This is a genomic window from Stakelama sediminis (assembly GCF_014199335.1).
GTDB lineage: Bacteria > Pseudomonadota > Alphaproteobacteria > Sphingomonadales > Sphingomonadaceae > Sphingomonas > Sphingomonas sediminis.
Map to the genome: position 1 here is coordinate 1 of NZ_JACIJI010000006.1, position 16,237 is coordinate 16,237.

Annotated in this window: 14 protein-coding genes and 1 pseudogene; 11 read left to right on the top strand and 4 right to left on the bottom strand. The window is 65.4% G+C overall.

The annotated features are described in order from the left end of the window. The 4 genes and pseudogenes from FHR23_RS13240 to FHR23_RS13255 all read right to left on the bottom strand — a co-directional run. A pseudogene (locus tag FHR23_RS13240) lies at positions 1 to 833 on the bottom strand (nitric-oxide reductase large subunit); the annotation flags it as partial. Between the two features lie 18 nt (positions 834 to 851). Next, the gene (locus tag FHR23_RS13245; protein ID WP_142634322.1) at positions 852 to 1,316 is read right to left on the bottom strand and encodes a hypothetical protein; all 465 of its coding nucleotides are present in this window, start codon (positions 1,314 to 1,316) and stop codon (positions 852 to 854) included. After that, positions 1,309 to 1,602 carry a TehB family protein gene (locus FHR23_RS13250; protein WP_012115018.1) on the bottom strand — a complete coding sequence of 98 codons (294 nt, stop codon included), beginning with the start codon at positions 1,600 to 1,602 and terminating at the stop codon, positions 1,309 to 1,311. Before FHR23_RS13250 ends, FHR23_RS13245 begins: the two co-directional genes overlap by 8 nt. Next, positions 1,599 to 2,051 (bottom strand): group III truncated hemoglobin, encoded by a 453-nt coding sequence (locus tag FHR23_RS13255; RefSeq protein WP_107396135.1) that lies wholly within the window; start codon positions 2,049 to 2,051, stop codon positions 1,599 to 1,601. Before FHR23_RS13255 ends, FHR23_RS13250 begins: the two co-directional genes overlap by 4 nt. A gap of 87 nt (positions 2,052 to 2,138) precedes the next feature. On the opposite strand from FHR23_RS13255, the gene FHR23_RS13260 reads away from it, so the two are divergent. The 11 genes from FHR23_RS13260 to FHR23_RS13310 all read left to right on the top strand — a co-directional run bounded on the left by FHR23_RS13260 (position 2,139) and on the right by FHR23_RS13310 (position 16,166). Next, positions 2,139 to 2,588: an RrF2 family transcriptional regulator gene (locus tag FHR23_RS13260; RefSeq protein WP_184004925.1), complete on the top strand. Its 450-nt coding sequence runs from the start codon at positions 2,139 to 2,141 to the stop codon at positions 2,586 to 2,588. Between the two features lie 166 nt (positions 2,589 to 2,754). Next, positions 2,755 to 4,176 carry an IS1182 family transposase gene (locus FHR23_RS13265; protein WP_184004929.1) on the top strand — a complete coding sequence of 474 codons (1,422 nt, stop codon included), beginning with the start codon at positions 2,755 to 2,757 and terminating at the stop codon, positions 4,174 to 4,176. A 157-nt stretch (positions 4,177 to 4,333) separates the two neighbouring features. Beyond that, the gene (locus FHR23_RS13270; protein WP_184004932.1) at positions 4,334 to 5,287 is read left to right on the top strand and encodes an ArdC family protein; all 954 of its coding nucleotides are present in this window, start codon (positions 4,334 to 4,336) and stop codon (positions 5,285 to 5,287) included. Continuing rightward, positions 5,287 to 6,060 (top strand): hypothetical protein, encoded by a 774-nt coding sequence (locus FHR23_RS13275; protein WP_184005273.1) that lies wholly within the window; start codon positions 5,287 to 5,289, stop codon positions 6,058 to 6,060. The genes FHR23_RS13270 and FHR23_RS13275 overlap by 1 nt, the downstream gene beginning before the upstream one ends. After that, complete coding sequence (locus tag FHR23_RS13280; RefSeq protein ID WP_184004935.1) at positions 6,057 to 6,479, top strand: hypothetical protein; 423 nt, start codon at positions 6,057 to 6,059, stop codon at positions 6,477 to 6,479. Before FHR23_RS13275 ends, FHR23_RS13280 begins: the two co-directional genes overlap by 4 nt. A gap of 131 nt (positions 6,480 to 6,610) precedes the next feature. Next, positions 6,611 to 8,788: a ParB/RepB/Spo0J family partition protein gene (locus FHR23_RS13285; protein ID WP_184004938.1), complete on the top strand. Its 2,178-nt coding sequence runs from the start codon at positions 6,611 to 6,613 to the stop codon at positions 8,786 to 8,788. A gap of 154 nt (positions 8,789 to 8,942) precedes the next feature. After that, a complete protein-coding gene (locus FHR23_RS13290) occupies positions 8,943 to 9,497 on the top strand; it encodes a hypothetical protein (protein ID WP_184004940.1) in 555 nt (184 codons plus the stop codon). 69 nt (positions 9,498 to 9,566) lie between these two features. Beyond that, positions 9,567 to 9,983, top strand: coding sequence for a hypothetical protein (locus FHR23_RS13295; protein ID WP_184004943.1), 417 nt, complete (start codon positions 9,567 to 9,569; stop codon positions 9,981 to 9,983). Beyond that, positions 9,976 to 10,620: an antitoxin of toxin-antitoxin stability system gene (locus tag FHR23_RS13300; protein WP_184004946.1), complete on the top strand. Its 645-nt coding sequence runs from the start codon at positions 9,976 to 9,978 to the stop codon at positions 10,618 to 10,620. Before FHR23_RS13295 ends, FHR23_RS13300 begins: the two co-directional genes overlap by 8 nt. A 158-nt stretch (positions 10,621 to 10,778) precedes the next feature. Beyond that, positions 10,779 to 15,104: a strawberry notch-like NTP hydrolase domain-containing protein gene (locus tag FHR23_RS13305; RefSeq protein ID WP_184004949.1), complete on the top strand. Its 4,326-nt coding sequence runs from the start codon at positions 10,779 to 10,781 to the stop codon at positions 15,102 to 15,104. Then, the gene (locus FHR23_RS13310; protein WP_184004952.1) at positions 15,105 to 16,166 is read left to right on the top strand and encodes a DUF7146 domain-containing protein; all 1,062 of its coding nucleotides are present in this window, start codon (positions 15,105 to 15,107) and stop codon (positions 16,164 to 16,166) included. It begins immediately after the preceding gene. Positions 16,167 to 16,237 lie beyond the last annotated feature (71 nt).

Consider the following 16,237-nt stretch of genomic DNA (forward strand, 5'->3'; position numbering starts at 1 on the left):
AGAAGATCAGAGGTCGCCATGCCGCCCTCGGGCAGGATGTCGCCGCGCCAGACGTCGAACTGCTTGGCGTAATAGGCGATGAGTGCGCCTGCCGCTGCAAGCAGCAGGATGACCGAAGCAAGGCTCCACAACAGAGTGCCGGTGGTTGGGCTATTGCCCACCAGGGGTTCGTGCGGCCAGTTGCTGGTATAAGTGATGGTCTGGTCCGGACGATCGGTGGTCGCCCCCCAGGCCGTCCAGAAATAGAAGGCGGTAAGCTGCCGGGCTTCCGCGGCCGACAGCTCGCCATAGACCGGGAAGGCATAGTCGCGGCGGAGCTTTAGCGAGGCAGGATCGCCGCCATCGTACAGGCTTACGAAATGCTGCTGCACCTGCCGAATTGCGCGCGCGCGGGTGTCGCTGACCGTGATGGCGCCGGACGCGGGGTCATAGCTGTTCCTGCGCATTTCCTCTTGCAGCGCGGCCTTTCGCATCGCTTCCGCCTGCGTGGGGGACACGCCCGCGGGGAGCGGAGTGGCCGATAGGGCGAGCAGTGCCTCCGCCTCGCGGTGCAGCCAGTCGGCGCTCCAGTCGGGCGCCAGATAGCTGCCATGGCCCCAGATCGAGCCCTGCTCCATGCCGCCGATCGACTGCCAGATATTCTGGCCGGTCTCGATGTCCGCGCGCGTGAACAATGTCTCGCCGCTTTGGGACTTCACTGCTTCGGGAATGGGCGGCGCCTGCTGGTAGATCTGCTGCCCGAGCAACAGTAGGATTCCGAACATGACCACCATGCCGACCGACAGGATGATCCACAGCCTTTTGATGCTGAATGTCGTTTGATAGCTCTTCATGCCCCAAACCCCCTCTGTTCAGAATAGTCCGTGACTACCGCCTACCGCGCCCAAAATTGTTATGATGCTGACTGCAAGTAATAACTGATGCAGCCGGATCATTCGAGCGAAATCCGCCTCGGGTGACTGTGTATTGGCGAGACGACGATGGAGATGCAGCGGCTCGATGACGAACAACATCAGCGCAAACACGGTCCAGAGCGCGACCATCAGGTGCATCCACCAGAACCGGCCGTCGAGGAAGCGGCTCCACAGATCGGCGCGCGCCACCAGCCACAGGCCACTTGCGCCGGCAAGTAGAACCCACACGCGTGCCTGCCAGGCAAAGCGCGCCTCCATCTGCTGAAAACGGCGCAAGCGATCCTGCGGCAGTTCCGTTGCCTTAAGCGTCGGCATCAGCACCCAGGTGACGAAACCGACGCCGCCTATCCAGAACAGGACCGCGATGACATGCACCGTGCGAGCAAGGGCGAAGTCATCCACGGTCCGCGTCTTCGACAAGCTCTGGGCGTTCCCGGTAGAACTCGACCTGCATCGTCATGGGGCCGAGCGGAACGACATGATGGGTTGCCTGCGGCGGGATGATCGCGGGCCTGTCGGGCGTCACGAGCTGCTCGCTCGGCGGATCGACGAAAACGAGCCGCACTTCACCCTCCAGCATCCGCAGGAGGCCCCAGGTGCCTGCTTTGGTGCGATGATCGTTGCGCAGCGCGTCGGGTAGGCTTTGCTCATCGAAGATCGGCGATGCGCCGTAGGGGACCGGTGTCACGACGCGGCCCTCGCGGAAATGGCGGCCAGACCGCCCCGGTCGATCTTGATGCCGGTCAGCAAGCTCTCGCCAATGCGTTGCGCCGCTTCGCCAAACCGGTCCGCGACCGCTGCGTTCGGCGCGATCCGGTCAAGCGTCTGGTCCCAAAGCGACTGCCAGCGCGCGAAATGCGCCTCATCAAGCTCGCCGATCGCGATATGCTTGCGCATCGGATTGCCGCTGAACCGACCGGATTCGAGCATAATCGAGGCCCAGAAATCCTTCATCCGCGTCAAATGATGCGGCCAGTCGCCGATGCGTTCAGCAAAGATCGGACCGAGCATGTCGTCCTGCCGGACGGTGTCGTAGAACCTCTCCACGAGCCGCGAGATGAAAGCATCATCGATCCCGCAGGCGAGCGCATCCGCCATCTTGCGCGCCCGCGCCTGCTCGGCATGGTTCGACGTCATTGCCTGCCTCGACTCGATTAAGATGAATTTCCTATGCATGGTTTACGCGCCTTGGCGGATAAAACCAATATATGATATGCATCTTTTATGAGATTGTCCGTCCAGACCGACTATGCCCTTCGCACATTGATGTTCCTGGCCGTGAAGGACGGCCACCATTCGATCGCCGAGATCGCACACGCATATGGCATCTCGAAGAACCATCTGATGAAAGTGGCGCAGCGACTGGCCGCGGAGGGATTTGTCGAGGGTGTGCGGGGCCGGAGCGGGGGCCTCAAGCTCACACGGCCCGCCAATGCCCTGAACGTCGGTTCGATCATGCGCATCATGGAAGACACCGGGACATTCGTCGAATGCTTCGACGCGGCGACCAACAGCTGCGTCGTGACGCCCGCATGCGGCTTGCGCCATGCCTTGGCAGGCGCGCTGGAAGCTTTCGCGCGACACCTCGATCAGTTCACCATCGCCGATCTCGTACCGGATTCCAAAAGCTACGGGTGGCAGCTCGACGCGCAAGCGGCCACTGCTTCGATGTAACGGAGAACCCGGCGCTTCTGACCTGATCCTTCTCGGAAGCCCGCAACATCTGTAATGAGTTATTACGCCACCTGGCGCAGATGTTCAAAGCCAATAACAAGCTTTTACTCATGAACCTGTCAGTGTAGAATCCAATTATCTTCCCATCTTCCGCGCCGGGGTGTGCATGAGTTTTATTGAGGGACTCGCGCGAGATCAGGTCAGCCTGCTTCCTCCTTGTGTTGATGACTATGTTTCCCCGGACGCATTGGTCCGAGTCGTCGATGCTTTTGTTACCAGCTTGAACTTGGCTGAGCTTGGCTTCGGTCGCGCTATCGCTGCGGTCACCGGCCGCCCTGGATACCATCCAGGCGATATGCTCCGGCTGTACATCTGGGGCTATCTCAACCAGGTTCGGTCCTCACGCCAATTGGAACGAGCGTGTGTCCGCGACCTCGAAGCGCTTTGGCTAATGCGCCGGCTCGCGCCGGATTACCGAACGATCGCCTCCTTTCGTCATGACAATCCGGAAGCCATTGTCGGCGCCAGCGCTGCATTCATCCAGTTCTGCCGCGAAACCGGCTTGATCAGCGGTCGATTGGTCGCGCTAGACGGGACGAAGATGCGCGCGGTCGCGAGCTCAAAGAACATCGCTGGCGCCGACCGGCTCGCCCGTGACGTTGCGCACACCGAAAAGGAGATCGCCTACTACCTTGAGCGGCTCGACATCATAGATGAGGCAGTGGCCCAGGGGTTCGACGATCAGCCCAAACATCGGGAGGCGTTCACCACTGCGATCGAGACCCTCGGGCGCCGCAAGGACAGGCTCGTGCGCCGGCAGGACATCCTGAAGGATCGCGACGAGACGGCTTTGGTCTTTGGCGAGTCCGACGCGCGGCCGATGGGCTATGGACGTTCTCCCAAGACACCCTGCTACAACATGCAAAGCGTGGTCGATGTAGATAGCGGCCTGATCATACATCACGACGTGACCAACGAGGCAAACGACAGCCAGCTCCTGCATCCAATGTCGATGGCGACGATGGAAGTGCTTGAGGTTGACGAGCTCAAAGTCCTGGCCGACGGCGGTTACTCCAACGCCCAGGCGGTCGCGCAATGCGAGCGCGACCATATTGAGGTCGCGGCGCCGATCAAACGCGGTGCCATGAGCACCGATTTTTTCCGGCCAGCGCAGTTCGTGTATGATGAGGGGACCGACACAATCCGGTGCCCCGCCGGCAAGACGTTGAGACCATCCGGCAAACATACCCGCAACCGTGCGATCCGATATAGAACGTCCGCATGCAAAGACTGTCGGCTGAAGAGCCGATGCACGTCCGGCGCCCAACGGACCATCCATCGGTTGTTCGACCAGGCGGCGCTGGATCGTATGGAGGCCAGAATCTACGCGGATCCGAGCTTGATGGTGACCCGCCGATGTACTGTAGAGCACCCCTTCGGCACGATTAAACGGATGTCCGGCGGCGGAAGGTTCCTCACGCGAGGTCTCAGAGCGGTAAAGGCCGAAGCGGCTCTCTCGATTGTCGCCTTCAACATCCTCCATGCAGTAAATGCCTTCGGTGCCGAGCGACTGACGCCAGCGGGGTGAGACGCGCGTCGCGGTGCTGGCGGCGGCGGATTAGACGAATGAGTTTTTGCACAGCCTGCCCCGCAACGCCCCCTGTAGAGTGAGAGTGCGGACGGGTTTTCCGTGACGGGTTGAGGACCGGAAGAGAGTCTTCCGGCGCCCGTCGCGGAGAACCGCGATGTCCAGATATGACCGCACCCCTCGCACCGGCGCTGACCGGGCGAACCTCTATGACGAAATCACCGACAAGATCATTGCCGAGCTGGAAGCCGGCCGCGTGCCGTGGGTCCAGCCCTGGGGCACCTCGGCGGCGAAGGCTCCGCTCGGCTTGCCGCGAAACGCCACGACCTCGCGCAGCTATAGCGGCATCAATGTCCTGATCCTCTGGGGCGCCGTCATCGAACATGGTTTCCCCGGCCAGGACTGGCTCACCTTTCGCCAAGCGCTGTCGCTCGGCGGCCATGTCCGCAAGGGCGAACGCGGCACCACCGTCGTCTATGCCGACCGCTTCACGCCGGAGGACGAGAAGCGCCGCGCCTTCAAGGCCGGCGAGGAAGCGCAGGCGATTCCGTTTCTGAAACGCTTCACGGTCTTCAACACGGCGCAATGCGACGACCTGCCCGAAGACATCGAGGCGGCGGTGCCTCCTCCGCCGCCCGGCATGATCGAGCCCCAGGTCGAGGCGCTCATCAAGGCGACTAGCATCGACTTCCGCATCGGCGGCAACAGGGCGTTCTACGTGCCGTCGCTCGACTATGTGCAGGTGCCGCCGCCGGCCGCCTACTTCGAGCCAGTCAACTGGCATCGGACGGCGCTCCATGAACTCGGTCACGCCAGCGGCGCAGCGCACCGGCTGAACCGAAACCTCTCCGGCTCCTTCGGCTCGAAGCTCTATTCGGTCGAGGAAATCACGGCCGAGCTGATCTCGGCCTTTTGCTGCGCCTCGCTCGGAATCGTCCCGACCGTGCGCCATGCTGATTATATCGGCTCCTGGCTGGAGGTGCTGCGCGAGGACAATCGCGCCATCGTCCGCGCCGCCTCGCAGGCCAGCAAGGCGGCGGACTGGCTCCTGTCCTTCCTGCCGGACGCCGACAGCCCTCCCGATGCCGACGACATGTGGAGGGCCGCGTGATGCGCTTCGGCCGTTGGCATCGCCCCGAACCCTATCGCGATACCTCACGCAAGCGCGCGGCGTTCCACCGCAAGCAGCGGCTCGAACGCGAGGCCCTGCCGCTCTTTGCCGACGACATCGCCGCCACGCAGCATGGCGCCGACGAGGAAATGGCTCGCCGCACCATCTGGTGGGACGAGTACGAACGCGACCGTCGCGATCAGCGCGCTGCCTGGTGGCGGAAAGGTCGTGCCCGGCTCTTTACGCTGCCCGACGCCCTGCGCGCTCGCGTCCGCGAGATCTGGCGGACCTGCCCATATCCTGCCGATCCGGCGAGCTTCGCCGATTTCCTGCATCAGATCGCCGTCGGCAAGCTCGATCCCGACCGGCCGCCATGGGTCTTCCATCAGGAGCGTTCGGCTCGCATCACCCGCGACCCTTCGAGCTTCCACGACGCCTTCCGCCAGATCGGCAAGCGCAAGATCGCGGGCGGTCCGAACAGGGCCGAAAGCGACGAGCGGCTGTTCTGCGGCAATCTCGGATCGGGCATTCTGTTTCTCAACGAGCGAGTGCATCCCATTGATCGGAATGCAGGATTCCACGCCGCGTCCGACCATCGCCTGCGCGATTCCCATCTTCGCCACGCCGATCATCGCGTTGAGATCGAGGTGCGCGGCCAATGTTCGGATGCCGATGTGGCGTTGATCGAGCAGCTCGCGCAGGCCGCCGAGACGCGGCCCGTCACCGTCCAGCGGATCATCCCCGTCACTATCGCCGGAGGTGCCCGGCCATGAGCACGCCCGGATCAGGTCACAACGGCGGGCCGCCGCTAGATCCGCCCGTTCGCCACGAACGCGGCCAGTGCAAGAACTGCATCCACTGGCACGCTCCGTCCGACAACGAGCAGCGCGCCTACGAGATGTTCCGGCTCGACCTTTCGCGCAAGCGCGTCAAGCGGCTGTCCGGCACATGCGACCGTGTGCTTCTGGATGGCCGGTCCTCCACCGCCTTCTCGGCGACGACGGCCGAGTTCGGTTGCCGGAATTTCGAGGCGAAACCCCGACCGGCGCGCCCTGTCGGCGGCGGCCTCCTCACGATCTGGCGGAACGGCCGCATCGCCTGGCAGGGGCCGGAGGAGAAAACGCCTTCGCGTTATCTTCAGGAAACGCTCGATCTCGAAGACGGCGAGACGCCGGAAACCGGGGGAGGATGAGGCGCAGCCGTGCGCTCTGCCGGTTGGCGCCCCGCCAGCCGCACCGCCGATAGAGGGAGAGAGGGGACGGGATTTCATGACGGGTTAGGCCCGAGAGAGAGGCTCTCGGCGCCCGTCGTGGAGTAAAGACCATGGCTAAAGCCGCCCGCAAGAAGAACCCCGCCGTCGCGATGATCGAGTTTTCCCGCACGCGCGACATTCCGTTCAACCGTATCCGGCTGTCGGACAGCAATGTCCGCGAGATCGACGTCGAAGACGGCCTCGACGAGCTGACCCAGGACATCGATCGCCGCGAAGACCTCGTGATGGGTCTCAATGTCCGTGCCGTCCTCGACGATGCCGGCACCGAGACCGGCGACTTCGAGACCCCGGCAGGCGGCCGGCGCTACCGTGCTATCGCCCGCCTGGTCGTGGCGGGTCGTTTCCCGGCTGACGGTCTCGTTCCCTGCCTCGTCAAGAAGGCCAATGCTAAGACCTCGGCCGTCGACGATTCCTACGCCGAGAACGTCATCCGGCTGGCGCTGCATCCGCTCGACCAGTTCAAGGCGTTCAAGCGCATGGTTGACGGCGGCATGTCGAAGGAGGAAGTCGCCGACGCATATCGCACCACGCCGCGCTATATCGCCCAGCGTCTGCGCCTTGCTCGTGTGGCGCCGTCCCTCATGGACGCCTATGCGCGCAGCGAGATGACGCTGGCGATGCTGGAGGCGTTCACCGTCAACCCCGATCATGCCCGTCAGGAGCAGGTCTGGGAGGCGATCCAGCGTTCTCACAACCGCCAACCCTGGTATGCTCGTGATCTGCTGACCGAGACGACGGTGCCGACCAATGACAAGCGCGCGCAGTTCATCGGCGTCGAAGCCTACGAACAGGCCGGCGGCGTGATGCTGCGCGATCTCTTCTCCGACGAGGACGAAGGCTGGCTGGAAAATCCCGAGCTGCTCGACCGGCTGGTCTCGGACAAGCTGAAGGGCATCGTCGATGAAGTCGCGGCCGAGGGCTGGAAGTGGATCGAGGTCGATACCGATCTGCCCTACGGCCATGATCGCGGCCTTCGCGTCCTGACTGCCACGTTCCCCGATCTGACCGAGGACGAGCGCGCCACCCGCGAGGCGCTGCGCGAGGAATATGAGCGGCTCGAGGCGGAACACGCCGACTATGACGAGCTGCCCGATGACATCGACGCGCGCCTCGGTGAGATCGAGGCCGCGCTGAGCGCCTTCGAGAAACGTCCGGCGATCTACGACGTTGCCGAGATCGGCCGGGCGGGCGTCTTCATCAGCATCGACCGGGCCGGCGAACTTGTCGTTGCCCGCGGCTACGTCCGTCCGGGGGACGAGGCGCCAGTCACCGTCGACGGCGAGGACGATGCCGGTGATGGCGAGTCTGATGCCGAAGGTGGCGCGGTCGCGGCCCAGCCCGGCGTGCAGCGCGCCGTCATCACCATCGGCGGCGAGTCGGCGGATGCGGAGGACGACGAGGATGACGGCATCAAGCCGCTTCCCGAACGGCTGGTGATCGAACTCACCGCCCATCGCACGCTCGCGCTTCATGACGCGCTCGCCAACAACCCGCATGTCGCGATGACGGCGCTCCTGCACCGCCTGGTCATGCAGCGTTATCACTACTCGGCGCCGACCGGCTGCATGGAGATCTCCGTGCGCCAGCAGCATTTCGGTGTGCAGGGCGGTGATCTCAGCGAGACGCCCTCGGCCAAGGCCATCGACGAACGCTTCGCCGCCTGGAAGGCCGACGTTCCTTCCGACGAAGGCGCGCTCTGGGATTGGATCGCCGCGCTCGACGAGGCGAGCCGGATGGCGCTGCTGGCCCATTGCGTCAGCTACGGCGTCAACGCCCTCTACGAGCGGCCGAACCCCCACAGCGGTTCCGGTGTCTCGCAGTTCGGCCTTGATCGTCGCCTCTCCGGTGCAGACCGTATCGCCCGCGCCACCGGCTTCGACATGGTGGCCGATGGCGGCTGGAGGCCCACGGTCGACAACTATCTCGGCCGCGTCACCAAGCCCCGTATCCTCGAAGCCGTCCGCGAAGGTGCGGGCGAGCGCGCCGCTCAGCTCATCAGCCATCTGAAGAAGGGCGACATGGCGAAGGAAGCCGAGCGCCTGCTGGCGGAGACCGGCTGGCTGCCCGAGCCGCTGCGCCTGATCGAACTCGACGGTGACGCCGCGGACGCTGGCGATGCCGGTGACGGTGACGGCGAGGCCCTGCCGGACTTCCTGGCAGGCGATGGCGACGAGGACGAAGCCACCGAAGCCGAAGACGAGCACGTCGTTCTCGTGGCGGCCGAGTGATCGAAACATGCGCCCCATCATCCGGTGGGGCGCATTTTTCATGCTCGCCACGGTCGCCTTCCAAGAGTGGAGAGAGGCAGAGGCCGGACGGCCTGGCCGTGACGGGTTACGAGGTAGAGGAGAGTCTTCCGCCGCCCGTCGCGGAGTAGATCCCATGACCCTTTCCGGCCAATCCCGCGTCGTCCCGATCGGCGCCATTCTCGCACATCATGTCCTGCCGACCCTGCAGCGCGCGCAGAAATTCCCGCTGCGGATCTCCTGCATCGGCACCGCCAGCTACGACGGCATGGATGCCGATGGCTTCGACCATATCGTCACCATCGGCGAATGCCCGTCGCCCGAAGAGGCCATGTCCGTCGCCAGCCGCCGCATCGCAGGCGGCGACGTCCGCGTCGGGACCGACCACATGCTGCGTTTCCGCCCGCGCATCGTGGTCATTCAGGACTGCGATCAGGACCTGGTTCTCGTCGGAACGATCCGGGCCGGGATCATCCTCTGGCAGCAGCCGGTCGCATCCGACGCCGAAGCCCGCCAGATCGTGACCGAGGCCAGCAAGTTGCGCGGCGCGGCCTTCGCCGCGTCCGGTCGCGGCGAGCACGGCCCGGCTCGCGACTATCGCTACCGCGCCAGCCAGCTTGAGGCGCGGCTGGTCGATGCGCTCTGGCGCGAGACGGCCACCGAACTTCTGCGATTGCCGCTCGCCGCCTGACTTTCCGCCACGCTCTTTCGTTCATTCGACCCGGCCATGCGCCGGGTTTCGTCGTTTCAGGAGCCAGTCATGGCCGAGTATTTCACCCGCTTTTCCTGCCTGCTCGACGTGGGCACCCCCGACAATGCCGCTCGTGCGCTCGATCTCTACAACACGCTCGCCGCCGAGAACGCCGTCGAAGACCCGCCATCGGAAGGCTTCCTCCTGTCGATCGAACCCGAGCATGGCGGCACCCAGCTCTGGATGCGCGATGACACCACCGGCGATCCCGCGCATGTCATCCGGTTCGTCCAGCGGTGCGCGACGGCGTTCGGTCTCTCCGGCCGCTGGGGCTTCCAATATGCCAACACCTGTTCGCGGCCGCGCCCCGACGGCTTCGGCGGCGGCGCGCATGTCCTTGATCTCGCCACCGGCGAGACCGTCGCCTGGACCTATACCCACGGCTGGCTTGCCCAGGTTCTCGACGGAGGCGATCCCGATGCCTGAGATTATCGAAACCACGGTCTATCGGCTCGACGAGCTTTCCGACGCCGCCAAGGACAACGCTCGGGCCTGGTATCGTGAAGGCGGCTTCGACTACGAATGGTATGATTCCGTCTTCGAGGACTTCCAGCGCATTGCGGAAATCCTCGGCATCTGCCTCAAAACCCGGCCCGTCCGCCTCATGGGCGGCGGCACCCGTCAGGAGCCGCAGATCGCGTTCACCGGCTTCTGGTCGCAGGGCGACGGCGCCAGCTATCAGGCGTTCTACGCCTTTCGGAAAAACGCCACCCGCGAAATTCGCGCGCACGCGCCGCAGGACACGCGCCTGCACGCGATCGCCGATGATCTGCTCGCGATCCAGCGCCGCAACTTCTATCAGCTCCGCGCCGATGTCAGCCATCGTGGCCGCTACTCTCATGAGTATTGCATGGCGATCTCGGTCGAGCGCGATAGCCCGACCTGGCAGGACATGACAGCGGATGCGGAAGACGCCGTGATCGAGGCGCTGCGCGATCTCGCCAGCTGGCTCTACCGGCAGCTCGAACGCGAATACGAATATCTCAGTTCGGGCGAGGCCGTGGACGAGACGATCACCGCCAACCAATACACATTCACCGAAACCGGACGCCGGTTCGGCTGACTTTCACAAGCGCCCGGCCGTACGGCCGGGCGCTTGTTTCATGTCGGCTATGGCCACGGTTTGAGAGGGAGAGAGTGGCCGGGACGGGTCGAGCCCGTCCGGTCCGAGAGAGAGCGTCGGCGGGCTTGCCTGTTTCCGCTCTCCCGAGGACTTCCACGATGAACGCTCTGCTTCCCCTTGCCGATACGCTGCCGGCGACGCCGCTCGCCGCATCCGGCAATTCCGCTGCCGTCCACGCTGCCGCCCTCCTGATCCTGCCGCATCTCGAACGCGGTGCGCGTGTCGATGCCCTCGCCCTGCGCGGCGCGATGGAAACGGCCTTCGGCGGTTCCGACGCCCACGGCCTCTGGGACTGGAAAACCGCCTATGAGGCGTCCGAGGTCGCAACCGTACTCTTCCTGCGCAAATACGGAAAGGCGCTTTTCCGCAAAGCCGGTTCTCCGGTCGCGGCACTCCCGCTGCTCGGCAAGATCGTCGGACTTCTGCCGACGCACACCCGCCGTTCGCAGGAAAGCCAGGCCCTCCAGCAATTTTCGACGCCGATCCCACTCGGCCTGGTCGCCGCGACCGCGGCCGCGATCACGCCCGCCGACCGTGTGCTGGAGCCCTCGGCCGGGACCGGGCTGCTGGCGATCCTCGCCGAGATCGCCGGCGGCTCGCTCGTGCTGAACGAGTTGGCCGACACGCGCGCCGCGCTGCTCTCCTCTCTCTTTCCGGCCATTCTCGTGACCCGCTTCGACGCGGCCCAGATCGACGATCATCTCGACGCCGCCGCCGTGCCCTCCGTCGTGCTGATGAACCCGCCGTTCTCGGCCATGGTTCATGTCGAGGGCCGCGTGGCTGACGCCGCGTTCCGTCATGTCGTCTCGGCGCTGGCGCGCCTGGCGCCCGGCGGCCGTCTCGTGACGATCACCGGCGCGAATTTCGGCCCGGAAGCCTCAGCCTGGACCGCCGCCTTCACGCGCTTGCAGGAACGCTGTCGGGTCGTGTTCTCCGCCGGGATCGACGGCGCGGTCTATGCCAAGCATGGCACGACCTTCGCCACGCGGCTCACCGTGATCGACAAGCTGCCCGCCGACGATCCCACGGTTTTCTCCGCCTCGCCGGGCACCGCGCCGGACGTCGCGACCCTCATGGATTGGATCGGCGCGCATCTTCCGCCGCGCCTGCCGGTCGATCCGTCCGTCATCGTGCAGGCCGCTGCGCCCGCCGCCGCGCGCAGCGTGCGCGGCTATCTCAGCCGCGCCGCCAGGACCGCGCCGGCCACGCCGATGACCGAGCCTGATTGCGCCGCGCTCGACTATGAGATTATCGAGCCCGAGGCCGGGGCCAACGACGATAGCCGCATCTCGGACGCCATCTATGAAGAATACGGATTGCAGGCGATCCGTATTTCCGGGTCTCAGGCGCACCCGACCAAGCTCGTCCAGTCGGCGGCGATGGCGAGCGTCGCGCCGCCCAAGCCCAGCTATCGCCCGCAACTCCCCGCCAACATCCGCGAGCTTCTGTCCGACGCGCAGCTCGAAACGCTGGTCTATGCCGGCGAGGCCCATTCGGACTATCTCGCCGGCGCATGGACGGTGGACGAGACGTTCGATCTCGTCTCCGCCGCGCGTGACGATGCCGAGAAGGCCGTGCGCTTCCGGCGCGGCTTCTTCATCGGGGATGGCACGGGCGTCGGCAAAGGCCGCCAGTCCGCCGCGATCATCCTCGACAATTGGCTGCAAGGCCGGCGCAAGGCGGTGTGGATTTCCAAATCCGACAAGCTGCTGGAGGATGCGCAACGCGACTGGTCCGCGCTCGGCATGGAACGCCTGCTGGTCACGCCTCTGTCCCGCTTCCCGCAAGGACAGCCGATCACGCTGCACGAAAGCGTCCTATTTACAACCTACGCCACGCTGCGCTCCGACGACCGCGGCGAGAAGCTATCGCGCGTCAAGCAGATCGTTGAATGGTTGGGCCCCGATTTCGATGGAGCCATCATTTTCGACGAGGCGCACGCGATGCAGAATGCCGCCGGCGGCAAGGGTGAACGGGGCGATGTCGCCGCGTCCCAACAGGGACGCGCCGGGCTTCGCCTCCAGCACGCGCTCCCGAACGCCCGCGTCACCTATGTCTCGGCGACCGGCGCCACCTCCGTCCACAATCTCGCCTATGCCCAGCGGCTCGGCCTCTGGGGCGGCGAGGATTTCCCGTTCTCGACCAGGGCCGAATTTGTCGAGGCGATCGAGGCCGGCGGCGTCGCGGCAATGGAAGTGCTGGCTCGCGACCTGCGCGCGCTCGGCCTCTACACCGCCCGCTCGCTCTCCTTCGACGGTGTGGAATACGAGCTCGTCGAGCACGCGCTGACGCCGGAGCAGACCCGCATCTACGACACCTATGCCGGCGCTTTCGCCATCATTCACAACAATCTCGACGCGGCGATGGAGGCCGCCAACATCACCGGATCGTCCGGCACGCTGAACAAGCAGGCCAAGTCCGCCGCCCGCTCGGCCTTCGAGTCCGCCAAGCAGCGTTTCTTCGGCCATCTGCTCACCAGCATGAAAACGCCGACGCTGATTCGGTCGATCACAGCCGATCTCGAAGACGGCCATTCCGCCGTCATCCAGATCGTCTCGACCGGCGAGGCGCTGACCGAACGGCGTCTGGCGGACATCCCGACCGAGGAATGGAACGATATTCGGGCGGACATCACGCCGCGCGAATATGTCCTGTCCTACCTCGAAACCAGCTTCCCCGTTCAGCTCTACGAGCCCTTCACCGACAGCGACGGCAAGGCCTCGTCCCGCCCGGTCATGCGTGACGGCCAGCCTGTCGAAAGCCGCGAGGCCGTCGCCCGCCGCACCGCGCTGATCGAAAAACTGGCGAGCCTGCCGGCCGTTCCCGGCGCGCTCGATCAGATCGTCCAGCACTTCGGCACCGACATGGTGGCCGAGGTGACGGGCCGCTCGCGCCGGATCGTCCGCAAGGGCCAGCGGCTCGTGGTCGAGAACCGCGCCGCGTCCGCCAATCTCGCCGAGACGCAAGGCTTCATGGACGACGCCAAGCGCGTCCTGATCTTCTCCGACGCCGGCGGCACCGGGCGTAGCTACCATGCCGAACTCTCGGCGCGGAACACGCGGCTGCGTGTCCATTACCTCCTCGAACCGGGCTGGAAGGCCGACGCCGCCATCCAGGGCCTCGGTCGCACACACCGCACCAATCAGGCGCAGCCGCCGCTCTTCCGCCCGATCGCGACGGACGTGAAGGCCGAGAAGCGTTTCCTCTCGACCATCGCCCGTCGCCTCGACACGCTCGGCGCCATCACGCGCGGCCAGCGCCAGACCGGCGGACAAGGTCTGTTCCGCCCCGAGGACAATCTGGAAAGCCCCTATGCGCGCGATGCGCTGCGCCAGCTCTACATGCTGCTGGTGCGGGGCAAGGTCGAGGGCTGCTCGCTCGACCGCTTCGAGTCCGCCACGGGCCTGAAGCTGATGGACTCGACCGGCATCAAGGACGCGCTGCCGCCGATCACCACCTTCCTCAATCGGTTGCTGGCGCTGACCATCGAGCTTCAGGGCGTCCTCTTCACCGCCTTCGAGCAATTGCTGACGGCCCGCATCGAGGGCGCCATCGCCAGCGGCACCTATGACGCCGGGCTGGAGACGCTGACCGCCGAGCGGTTCATCGTCACCGACCGCAAGACAATCTATGTCCATCCGGGCACCGGCGCCGAGACGCGGTTGCTCGCCATCACCCAGCGCGAGCGCAATCGTCCGCTGACGCTGGCCGCCGCGCTCGGCCATCTCGATGACCGGCGCGCGAAGCTGCTCGTCAACGAGCGTTCCGGCCGCGCCGCCGTGCAGGTGCCAACCACCAGCATCATGCTCGACGACGGTGAGATCGAGCGCCGCGTGCGTCTGCTGCGCCCGATGGAGGGGCATAACATTCCCCTCAAGGCCATGGGCGAAACGCACTGGATCGAAGCCGATCAGGATGCGTTCGCCGCCGCCTGGACCGCCGAGATCGCCGAGGTGCCGGAGTTTGCCGACAGCACGATCCATGTCGTCACCGGCCTGCTGCTTCCGATCTGGAAGCGCCTGCCGAACGAGTCGACGCGCGTGTATCGCCTCCAGACCGATGACGGCGAGCGCATCATCGGGCGCAAGGTCTCCCCGGCCTGGGCCGCCAATGCGACCACGACCGGCACGACCGCGCTCACGCCCGATGACGCCTTCATGGCGCTGATGGACGGCCGCACGATCCTCGATCTTGCCGAGGGCCTCCAGCTTCGGCGCGCTCGCGTCATGGGCGCGAACCGCATCGAACTCAGCGGTTTCACCGACACCATGCGCGAGCGGCTGTCGGCCTATGGTCTGTTCCACGAAATCATCTCGTGGAAGCTCAGGATGTTCGTGCCGGTCGACGCCAACGGGCCGGTCGTGCTCGCAAAGCTGCTCGAACGCTGGCCGGTCGAGCGCATCGGCGAACGGGAGGCGGCATAAATGGCTCGCCCCGACGCTGGCGAACTCGCAATCCGTCTCGGCCGGAAGGCCGAGGCGGTTTGCCGTCATTATCTCTCCTCCGGCCACCGCGCCGGACGATACTGGCAGGTCGGCGACGTCCGCAACACGCCGGGCCGGTCCATGTTCGTCCGGCTGACCGGGCCGGAAACCGGCAAGGGCGCAGCCGGCAAATGGACCGATTCCGCCACTGGCGAGCATGGCGATCTTCTCGATGTCATCCGCGAAAGCTGCGGGCTGATCGACTTCAAGGACATTGCCGACGAGGCCCGGTCCTTCCTGGCCTTGCCGCATCCTGAACCCGAACCCGGTGATCGTGACTGGCGACCGGCATCGGTGCCGACAGGATCGCCCGAAGCCTCACGGCGGCTCCTTGCCATGGCGAGGCCCATCGGGCGGACGCTCGTGGAAACGTATTTGCGGGGTCGCGCCATTACGGCTTTGCACGAAACCGGAGCCCTGCACTTCCACCCGCGCTGCTACTATCGAGCCGACGAGAACGCGCCGACCGAGACATGGCCCGCGATGGTCGCCGCCGTCACCGACCCCGCCGGCACTATTACGGGCGCGCACCGCACCTGGCTCGATCCCGACGGCTTCAGCGAGGCGCGTCTTGGCCGTGCGCCGATCGAGACGCCCCGGCGTGCAATGGGTGATCTCCTTGGGAACGCCGTCAGGTTCGGCATGGGCAGCGAGGTGATGACGGCCGGCGAGGGCATCGAAACGGTGCTGTCCGTCCGTTCGGTTCTGCCCAGGATGCCGGCACAGGCGGCGCTCTCGGCGGCCCATCTCAGCGCCATCCTGTTCCCGACGACGCTGCGGCGGCTCTACATCGCCCGCGACAACGATCCGGCCGGTGACGGGGCGATGGCGACCCTGACAGAGCGTGCGAGCGCGGTCGGGATCGAGACGGTCGTGCTCACCCCACGCCTCGGCGACTTCAACGAAGATCTCAGGCTCCTCGGCCACGACGCATTGGCGGCACGGCTACGGGACCAGATCGTCTCGCAGGACATAGCCCGCTTCATGTTGCTGGCGGCCTGATCGGTCACGATCAGGTGGTAGCGGCAACGTGGGATCGCGGGGCCGGTTCAGCCATGGCGATCTGCCTCCGG

Coding starts and splice junctions, on each gene's coding strand:
- FHR23_RS13305 (WP_184004949.1), top strand. CDS start 10,779: ATGAACGCTCTGCTTCCCCTTGCCGATACGCTGCCGGCGACGCCGCTC.
- FHR23_RS13280 (WP_184004935.1), top strand. CDS start 6,057: ATGAGCACGCCCGGATCAGGTCACAACGGCGGGCCGCCGCTAGATCCG.
- FHR23_RS13265 (WP_184004929.1), top strand. CDS start 2,755: ATGAGTTTTATTGAGGGACTCGCGCGAGATCAGGTCAGCCTGCTTCCT.
- FHR23_RS13270 (WP_184004932.1), top strand. CDS start 4,334: ATGTCCAGATATGACCGCACCCCTCGCACCGGCGCTGACCGGGCGAAC.
- FHR23_RS13285 (WP_184004938.1), top strand. CDS start 6,611: ATGGCTAAAGCCGCCCGCAAGAAGAACCCCGCCGTCGCGATGATCGAG.
- FHR23_RS13255 (WP_107396135.1), bottom strand. CDS start 2,051: ATGACGTCGAACCATGCCGAGCAGGCGCGGGCGCGCAAGATGGCGGAT.
- FHR23_RS13295 (WP_184004943.1), top strand. CDS start 9,567: ATGGCCGAGTATTTCACCCGCTTTTCCTGCCTGCTCGACGTGGGCACC.
- FHR23_RS13260 (WP_184004925.1), top strand. CDS start 2,139: ATGAGATTGTCCGTCCAGACCGACTATGCCCTTCGCACATTGATGTTC.
- FHR23_RS13300 (WP_184004946.1), top strand. CDS start 9,976: ATGCCTGAGATTATCGAAACCACGGTCTATCGGCTCGACGAGCTTTCC.
- FHR23_RS13290 (WP_184004940.1), top strand. CDS start 8,943: ATGACCCTTTCCGGCCAATCCCGCGTCGTCCCGATCGGCGCCATTCTC.
- FHR23_RS13310 (WP_184004952.1), top strand. CDS start 15,105: ATGGCTCGCCCCGACGCTGGCGAACTCGCAATCCGTCTCGGCCGGAAG.
- FHR23_RS13275 (WP_184005273.1), top strand. CDS start 5,287: ATGCGCTTCGGCCGTTGGCATCGCCCCGAACCCTATCGCGATACCTCA.